This window comes from Kitasatospora sp. NPDC056138 (genome assembly GCF_042264695.1).
In the GTDB taxonomy this organism is placed as follows: Bacteria; Actinomycetota; Actinomycetes; order Streptomycetales; family Streptomycetaceae; genus Kitasatospora.
Genome location: NZ_JBHJVK010000131.1, coordinates 1 through 9,409, shown reverse-complemented (window position 1 = coordinate 9,409; position 9,409 = coordinate 1). Strand labels below are relative to the sequence as shown.

Below are 9,409 nucleotides of genomic sequence, written 5' to 3'. Positions count from 1 at the left end.
CGACGTGGTCGGCGTTTGGCCGTGGGTTAACTCCCCCGTGGGGGGGGGTGTGGGTCGGGGCCCGCGGCCGGGCCGTGGGGGGCGCCCGGACCGGGGCCGGCCGCTGTCCGGGCCGTTCCCGAGGCGGTGGCCCCCATGGCTGTCCCGGGACTGCCCGGCGGCCGGCGCGTTGGCCGGACCGCGGGTGGGGTGATCACTCGGTCGGATCACGGGCGAGGTTGATCGCGGTGAACGATCCGAAGCGGAGTGAGCCGTTCCCGGGGCTGACGCAGCAGCAGTTCGCCAGGCCGGTCGAGCTGGTGCGGCGGCGTGGCGGTGCCGTGGGGTCGTCCCGGCCGTCCGGAGCCGCTCGGTTGACAGACCGTCAGGTTTGTCATGGATCCGTAACGGTGGCCGGCCGGGTGCAACCGGGCGGGACGGACGGCCCGTCCTGGTGCTCAGTGAGGCGCATCGGGCGCCTCCGCGAAGGGGTGGGTCTCACCATGGGGGGAGACCCACGGGGAGGGAAGTCCATGAGCAGGACGAAGAAGACCGGGACGAAGATCCGGGGCGGCCGTGTGGCGGTGATCGGTGCGCTCGGTCTGGCCTCGGTGACTCTGGCCGCCGCGCCGGCGTTCGCCAAGGGCGGTGTGGACATCACGGCACCGCACACGGCACATGCCGGCCAGACCTTCACGGTCACGGCGCACGGGGACGACGACGCTGCTGTCTACCTGCGGGTGTGCCTGGAGGGCCGCAGTGGCGGGCAGGCGTGGCACCGGGTGACCTGTGGTGCCGTGGTCGCCACGGGCACCGAGGCGCAGGCCACCGCACACGTCAAGGCCGCGCACAGCGGCGTCCTGGAGTACCGCGCGGTGGTGTACGGCCTGACCAGCCCGACCGACGGCCAGCCCGTACGCGAGAGGACCTCCGGCCTGGCGACGGTGAACGTCCGCTGAGTCCGGCAGCGCGGCCGCGGACAGTCGGTACAACCACTGTCCGCGGCCGCGCGGTTCACTGCCTGATCCGCGAGTTCGTCCTCCGGCCGCTGTGTGAGGGTGCTCTACTGGCCCATGGAGTCGCCCAAGTCGTTTTCGGCGCACCGACGATGAGGCCGGTCATGCGCATTCCGGCCCGTCCCGGGCCTCCGCGCGTGCAGGTCTTCGTCACCGTGACGCCGTTGCGAACGGCCACCGAGTCGTTTCCCGGGACGGCAGCCCGCTGACCCGCTGACCCCCCACTCACCCGTACGGTCCGAGGTCGCCACCAGGGACTGGCCGGCCCGGGGCGTCGCGTGGCGGCCCTGACGGCTCAGGGAGGTCCGGCAGTCAGCCGAGGAAGTCGACGTGGTCGATCAGGCCTTCGCGGACCCGGTAGGCGACCAGCACGCGGAGGGGGTCGTCCGTGATGCCGTGGGCGATCTCGTGGTCCACCACCCAGTCGCCCTCGGTGAGTCGGCCGACGATCTCGGCCCGGCAGCGGCCCTTGGCGAACATGTCGGCGTACGCCTCCCGCACGGCGTCGCGCCCGAGCAGGCGGTCGCCGCTGCGGCGGTTGATGCAGACGTCGGGGGCGTACGTCGCTGCGAAGGCGTCGAGGTCATGGCTGTTGTAGGCGGCGAGCTGGCGTTCGACGATGATCTCCGGGGTGGTCACCAGTTGATCATGCAGAGTGTTCGCTCGCTCGTCCAGGGAAAATCGGGACCACCTGCCGATCGGCACGATCCCCACCTCGCAGCCGGATCCCGACGGCCGGCCGATCTCGCCGGCGCTACCGGGCTCACCCGCGCCTTCGGCGATGCCCTGCGCCGCCTGCGTCCGCGCGGCACCGGCCACGATCCGGGCCGGAACACCGCGGAACCGGTGGTGATGCTCCCCGACGGCGAGTCGATCGCCGCTCCGGCCTCGACTGCGTGACCGGCCCGAGGTGTTCGGCCCGATCGCCTGCACCCCGATCGCCTGCAGCCCGATCGCCTGCACCTCGACCCCTCGGCGGCTGCCGGCCGGCATTCATGCGCCCGTGCTCACAGCTCTTCAACCCGGCTCGGCCAGGCCCAACTGAAAGGCGGAGGCTAGGGGCAGAATAGGGGTTGAGGGCCGCTCGGGCCGAACCATAATCTCGGATCGCGAATTGCAATAGGCGATCCCGGCGAAGCTCCTGGTGCCCGAAGTTGCCGACAACTTCGCCCAGGGGCTTCCTGCATGTCGTCGGCTTTTGCCGAAAAGAGTGGCGAGTTCCTGCCGGTGAAATCCGTCGAAACGACGTGAGCCGAATGGATGCGTTGAAGAGGTGGGCATTTAATGGCGAATGAAGAAACGCTTCGTGACTACCTCAAGTGGGTCACGGCCGATCTGGCCCAAACCCGCCAGCGTCTCCAGGAGGTGGAGGCGGCGGACCACGAGCCGATCGCGATCGTCGGGATGAGCTGCCGGTTCCCCGGCGACGTGAGCTCCCCGGAAGAGCTCTGGCAGCTCGTCAGCCAGGGCCAGGACGCAGTCGACGGCTTCCCCGTCAACCGCGGCTGGGACCTCGACACCATCTACCACCCGGACCCCGAGCACCCGGGCACCTCGTACGTCAACGAGGGCGGATTCCTGCACGGGGCGACCGAGTTCGACCCGGCGTTCTTCGGGATCTCGCCGCGCGAGGCGCTGGGCATGGACCCGCAGCAGCGGCTGCTGCTCGAAACCTCCTGGGAGGCGTTCGAGCGGGCCGGTATCGACCCGGCCACCCTGCGCGGCAGCCGCACCGGCGTCTTCGCGGGTGTCATCTACCACAACTACGCCGCCCGTCTGCACTCCGTCCCCGAGGGCGTCGAGGCATTCCTGGGCACCGGCAGCTCCGCCAGCATCGCCTCCGGCCGGGTGGCCTACGCCCTGGCCCTGGAAGGCCCGGCCGTCACCATCGACACGGCCTGCTCCTCCTCCCTGGTCGCGCTGCACCTCGCCGTCCAGTCGCTGCGCTCGGGCGAGTCCACGCTGGCCCTGGCCGGTGGTGTGACCGTGATGTCCACCCCCGAGGCGTTCGTCGACTTCAGCCGCCAGCGCGGGCTGGCCGCCGACGGCCGCTGCAAGGCGTTCTCCGCCGACGCCGACGGCACCGGCTGGGGCGAGGGCGTCGGCATGCTGCTGCTGGAGCGCCTGTCGGACGCCCGCCGCAACGGCCACCCGGTGCTGGCCGTGGTCCGTGGCACCGCCGTCAACCAGGACGGCGCCAGCAACGGCCTGACCGCGCCCAACGGCCCCTCCCAGCAGCGGGTGATCCGCCAGGCGCTCGCCAACGCACGGCTGACCGCCCAGCAGGTCGACGCCGTCGAGGCGCACGGCACCGGCACGGTCCTCGGTGACCCGATCGAGGCCCAGGCGCTGATCGCGACCTACGGCCAGGACCGCGCCGAGGACCGGCCGCTCTGGCTCGGTTCGGTCAAGTCCAACCTCGCCCACACCCAGGCCGCCGCAGGCGTCGCCGGTGTGATCAAGATGGTGCTGGCGATGCAGCACGGCGTGCTGCCGCAGACCCTCCACGCAGGCGAGCCGTCGCCGCACGTCGACTGGGCCGAGGGCTCGGTACGGGTGCTCGCCGAGGAACGTCCCTGGCCGGAGACCGGTGAGCCGCGCCGCGCGGGTGTCTCCTCGTTCGGCTTCAGCGGCACCAACGCGCACGCGATCCTGGAGCAGGCGCCCGCCGTTGCCGCCGACGACGCCGAGGAGCCGAACGGGCCTTCTGCGGCGCCTGCGGCGTCTGCGGTGCCGGTGGCGCCGGTCGTGCCGTGGGTGCTGTCGGGTCGTTCGGTCGAGGCGTTGCGGGGGCAGGCGGGTCGGCTGTCGGCGCACCTTGAGGAGCGGTCCGGGCTGTCGCCGGTGGATGTGGCCTTCTCGCTGGTGAGTTCCCGTGGTTCGTTCGAGCACCGTGCGGTGTTGGTCGGTGCGGATGGTGCGGAGCTGCGTGCCGGGCTGGAGGCTCTGGCGCGGGGTGAGGCTTCGCCTCGGTCGGCGACCGGTGTCGCGGGTTCGGCCGGCCGGACGGCGTTCCTGTTCACGGGGCAGGGCAGTCAGCGGGTCGGGATGGGCGCCGAGCTGTACGAGGCGTTCCCGGTGTTCGCCGGGGCTTTCGACGCGGTCTGTGCCGAGCTGGATGGGCACCTGGAGCGTCCGCTGCGGGAGGTGGTGTTCGCGGGTGAGGGCGGTCTGCTGGACCGGACCGAGTACGCGCAGCCTGCGCTGTTCGCGGTCGAGGTGGCGCTGTTCCGCCTGGCCGAGTCGTGGGGTGTCCGGCCGGACTTCCTGGCGGGTCACTCGATCGGTGAGCTGGCGGCCGCGCACGTCGCCGGGGTCCTCTCCCTGGCGGATGCTGCGGCTCTGGTCGCGGCGCGTGGCCGGCTGATGCAGGCGCTGCCCGCCGGTGGTGCGATGGTGGCGGTGCAGGCGTCCGAGGCGGAGGTCCTGCCGCTGCTGACGGCCGAGGTGGGTGTCGCGGCGGTCAACGGGCCGTCGTCGGTGGTGATTTCCGGCGCCGGGCAGGCGGTTCTCGAGGTTGCGGAGAAGCTGGCCGCTGATGGCCGGAAGACCAAGCGGCTCATGGTCAGCCACGCGTTCCACTCGCCGTTGATGGAGCCGATGCTGGCGGAGTTCCGTACGGTCGCGGAGGGTCTGACCTTCCAGGAGCCGAGGATCCCGATCGTCTCCACCCTGACCGGCAAGGTCGCCGACGAGCTGGTCACCCCCGAGTACTGGGTCCGCCACGTCCGCGAGGCGGTCCGGTTCCACGACGCGATCCAGGTGCTGGAGGGTGAGGGCGTCCGTACGTTCGTGGAGCTGGGTCCGGACGGCACGCTCTCGGCGATGGGGCAGGAGTGTGTGGCGGAGGAGGCGGCGGTGTTCGCGCCGGTCCTGCGCCGTGACCGCGCCGAGGCGCTCAGCTTCACGACCGCACTGGCACAGCTGCACGTCCGGGGTGCCGGGCTCGACTGGCAGGCGGTGTTCGCGGGTACCGGCGCGCACCGCGTCGACCTGCCCACCTACGCCTTCCAGCGTCAGGCGTACTGGATCGATCGCACCGCACCACTCGTGGGTGACGCCCGTGCGATCGGCCTGGGGTCGGCCGACCACCCGCTGCTGGGTGCCGCGGTTGCCCTCGCCGACGGTGACGGGTTCTTCTTCTCCGGTCGGCTCTCGCTCCAGTCCCACCCGTGGCTGGCCGATCACGCCGTCGGCGGAACCGTGTTGCTCCCGGGTACCGCCTTCGTCGAACTGGCGATCCGGGCCGGCGACCACGTCGGCTGCGACCGGCTGGCGGAGCTGACCCTTGAGGCACCGCTGGTGCTGCCGCAACGCGGCGGCGTTCAGGTGCAGTTGTGGGTCGGACGGCCCGAGGGTGCGGGCGTGCGGCAGCTGACCGTGTACTCCCGCCCGGAGGACGCCGACGACGAGGAGCCGTGGACCCGGCACGCCGACGGTCTGCTCTCCTCCTCGCGCGGCGCCACCGAGGCCGAGCGCCGGGCCGACTTCGATCCTGGGGTGTGGCCGCCGGTCGACGCCCGGGCAGTCGACCTGTCCGGCTTCTACGAGGGCCTGGCCGATTCCGACTTCGGCTACGGTCCCACCTTCCGGGGCCTCGGGGCGGCCTGGGTACGCGGCGAGGAGGTCTTCGCGGAGATCGCCCTGCCGGAGGAGGCGGCTGCAGCCGCGTCCGGGTTCGGCCTGCACCCGGCACTCCTGGACTCCGCCCTCCACGCGACCGCGCTGGGCGGTGTCCTGGACAGCGAGTCCGACCGGGGTCAGGGACGCCTCCCGTTCTCCTGGGCCGGCGTCTCGCTGCACGCCGTGGGCGCCGCCGCGCTGCGGGTGCGGCTCGTGCCCACGGGCCCGGACTCCGTCGCACTGACCACGTTCGACGCCTCGGGCGCGCCGGTCTGCTCGGTGGAGAACCTGACGCTCCGTCCGGTGGTCGCCGGCCGGCTCCGGAGCGCCGGAAGCCGCGCCGCTGCGCCGAAGGACTCGCTCTTCGGCGTGGAGTGGACCGCCGTTGTGCTGCCCGAGCCCGCCGACGGCGCCGCCGAGCGTCACACCATCGTGGGAACCGACCGGCTCGGCCTGGCCACCGCCATGCTCGTCGCAGGCCACGGCGTCGACACGCCGCAGGATCTGGACGCCCTGGCAGCACGCCTCGACGCTGACGGCCAGGCCCCCGGGACCGTGTTCCTGCCGCTCGGCTTCGGCGGCGGTGCGGAGCAGTCGGCCGCCGACGTCCGGGCCGCCGTGGGCAAGGCCCTCGGCCTGGTGCAGGGCTGGCTGGCGCAGGAGGCGTTCGCTGGTTCCCGCCTGGTGGTGGTGACGCGTGGTGCGGTGGCGGCCTCTGCTGAGGAGTCGGTGCCGGATCTGGCGTCGGCTGCGGTGTGGGGTCTGCTGCGTTCGGCGCAGTCGGAGAATCCGGGGCGGATCGTCCTGCTCGACCTGGACGAGGACGAGGCTTCGCTCCGCGTACTGCCCGGTGCGCTCGCCTGTGGTGAGCCGCAGCTGGCGGTCCGGGCAGGCAAGGCGCTGGCGCTCCGTCTCGGGCGGGTGCCTTCGGCTGTCGGGGCCGAGCGGCCGGTGCTGGATCCTGAGGGTACGGTGCTGGTGACGGGTGCGACGGGCACGCTGGGTGCGCTGTTCGCGCGGCATCTGGTGAGTGAGTACGGTGCGCGCAGGCTTCTGCTGGTCTCGCGCCGTGGGGCGCAGGCGGAGGGTGCAGCGGAACTCGCGGACAGTCTGCGGGAGCTGGGTGCGGAGCCGGTGTTCGCGGCCTGTGACGTCGCGGACCGTGAGGCGCTCGCCGCTCTGCTGGCCGGGTACCGTCTGACGGCGGTCGTGCACACGGCCGGTGTGCTGGACGACGGTGTGGTCTCCTCGCTCACCCCCGAGCGTCTGGACACCGTGCTGCGTCCGAAGGTCGACGCGGCGTGGAACCTGCACGAGCTGACGAAGGATCACGACCTCTCCGCGTTCGTGCTGTTCTCCTCCGCCGCCGGTCTGTTCGGTGCTGCCGGTCAGGCCAACTACGCAGCGGCGAACAGCTTCCTGGACGCCCTCGCCGTCCAGCGTCGTGCCGCCGGCCTCCCGGCGACCTCCCTCGCCTGGGGCCTGTGGGCGGGTGGCATGGCGGGCACCCTCGACGAGGCCGACGTCCGGCGGATGGCGCGCGGCGGTGTCGCCCCGCTCACCGCCGAGCTGGGGCTCGCCCTGTTCGACGCTGCTCTCGTCCAGGACGCTGCCGTACTGGTACCGATCCACCTCGACCAGGCAGGGCTGCGCGTCCAGGCGAGGGTCGGCCAACTGCCCTCCGTACTCGCAGGCCTGGTCCGCAGTCCGGCCCGCCGGGCGGCCGAGGCCGGAGCGTCGGCAGCGGGTGCGACACTGCTGGCCCGTCTGCTCGGCCTGGGCGAGGAGGACCAGCAGCGAGCACTGCTGGACCTGGTCCGTACCCAGGTCGCTCTCGTCCTCGGCCACGCCGGCCCGCACTCCGTCGACCCGGGGAAGGCCTTCCGGGAGACCGGCTTCGACTCGCTGACCTCGGTCGAGCTGCGCAATCGCCTGAACACCGCGACCGGTGTCCGGCTCCCGGCCACCGTGGTCTTCGACTATCCGACTCCCACCGCCCTCGCCGACTACCTGCTCACCGAGGCACTGGGGCTGCGCGAGGCGGCCGCCGAGGCGGCGCCGGTACTGGCGAGCCACGCGGGGGACCCGATCGCGATCGTCGGCATGGCCTGCCGCTACCCGGGCGGGGTGCGCTCCCCCGAGGACCTGTGGCGCATGATCGCCTCCGGTACGGACGGCATCTCGCCGTTCCCCACCGACCGTGGCTGGGACGTCGAGAACCTCTACCACCCGGACCCGGACCACCCCGGCACCTCCTACACGGCGGAGGGCGGGTTCCTGCACAACGCGAGCGAGTTCGACCCGGGCTTCTTCGGGATCTCGCCGCGTGAGGCGCTGGCGATGGACCCGCAGCAGCGGCTGCTGCTGGAGACGTCCTGGGAGGCGTTCGAGCGGGCCGGCATCGACCCGGAGTCCGTACGCGGCAGCCGCACCGGCGTCTTCGCGGGCGTGATGTACCACGACTACATCTCCCGCCTCCCCGCCATCCCCCCGGGCGTCGAGGGCTATCTGGGCACCGGCAGCGCCGGCAGCATCGCGTCCGGCCGGGTGGCCTATGCGCTCGGTCTTGAGGGCCCGGCGGTCACCGTGGACACCGCCTGCTCGTCCTCGCTGGTCGCGCTGCACTGGGCGATCCAGGCGCTGCGCGCCGGGGAGTGCTCGCTGGCGCTGGCCGGCGGTGTGACCGTGATGTCCACCCCCGACACGTTCGTCGACTTCAGCCGCCAGCGCGGGCTGGCCGCCGACGGCCGCTGCAAGTCCTTCTCCGACGACGCCGATGGCACCGGCTGGGCCGAGGGCGCGGGCATGCTGCTGGTGGAGCGGCTGTCGGACGCGCGGCGCAACGGGCATCCGGTACTCGGGATCGTGCGCGGTTCCGCGATCAACCAGGACGGCGCGTCCAACGGCCTGACCGCCCCGAACGGCCCTTCGCAGCAGCGGGTGATCCGGCAGGCCCTGGCCTCCGCCGGACTGTCGGCCGACGAGGTCGACCTGGTCGAGGCGCACGGTACGGGTACGACGCTCGGTGACCCGATCGAGGCGCAGGCACTGCTGGCCACCTACGGTCAGGAGCACTCCGAGGAGCAGCCGCTCTGGCTCGGCTCGGTGAAGTCCAACCTGGGCCACACCCAGGCCGCCGCCGGTGTCGCGGGCATCATCAAGGTCGTCATGGCGATGCGCCACGGCACGCTGCCGCAGACCCTGCACGTCGGCGAGCCGTCCACCCACGTGGACTGGTCTGCCGGTGCGGTGGAGCTGCTGACGGAGGCCCGGCCGTGGCCGGAGGCCGGGCGTCCGCGCCGCGCCGCCGTGTCCTCCTTCGGCATCAGTGGCACCAACGCCCACACCATCATCGAGCAGCCGCCGGCCCTCGACGCCAAGCCGTCCGCCAAGCCGGTCGCAGGACCGGCGTCTGCGGCGTCTGCGGCGTCGGTGGTGCCGTGGGTGCTGTCGGGTCGTTCGGTTGAGGCGTTGCGGGGGCAGGCGGGTCGGCTGTCGGCGCATCTTGAGGAGCGGTCCGGGCTGTCGCCGGCGGATGTGGCTTTCTCGCTGGTGAGTACGCGTGGTTCGTTCGAGCACCGTGCGGTGGTGGTCGGTGCGGATGGTGCGGAGCTGCGTGCCGGGTTGGAGGCTCTGGCGCGGGGTGAGGCTTCGGCTCTGTCGGTGACGGGTGTCGCGGGTTCGGCCGGCCGGACGGCGTTCCTGTTCACGGGGCAGGGGAGTCAGCGGGTCGGGATGGGCGCCGAGCTGTACGGGGCGTTCCCGGTGTTCGCCGGGGCTTTCGACGCGGT

At 72.5% G+C, this 9,409-nt stretch carries 3 protein-coding genes; 2 read left to right on the top strand and 1 reads right to left on the bottom strand.

All coding sequences use genetic code 11. The annotated features are described in order from the left end of the window. Nucleotides 1–512: 512 nt before the first annotated feature. The gene (locus tag ACFC1R_RS38005; RefSeq protein WP_045306540.1) at nt 513–938 is read left to right on the top strand and encodes a hypothetical protein; all 426 of its coding nucleotides are present in this window, start codon (nt 513–515) and stop codon (nt 936–938) included. Between the two features lie 369 nt (nt 939–1,307). Here the strand turns inward: ACFC1R_RS38005 and ACFC1R_RS38000 are convergent, their stop codons facing one another. Next, nucleotides 1,308–1,634, bottom strand: coding sequence for a nuclear transport factor 2 family protein (locus tag ACFC1R_RS38000; RefSeq protein ID WP_375946294.1), 327 nt, complete (start codon nt 1,632–1,634; stop codon nt 1,308–1,310). Between the two features lie 645 nt (nt 1,635–2,279). Between ACFC1R_RS38000 and ACFC1R_RS37995 the strand changes: the two genes are divergently transcribed. After that, nucleotides 2,280–9,409 (top strand): type I polyketide synthase (locus ACFC1R_RS37995; protein ID WP_375946293.1); only part of this gene is annotated, 7,130 nt, incomplete at its 3' end.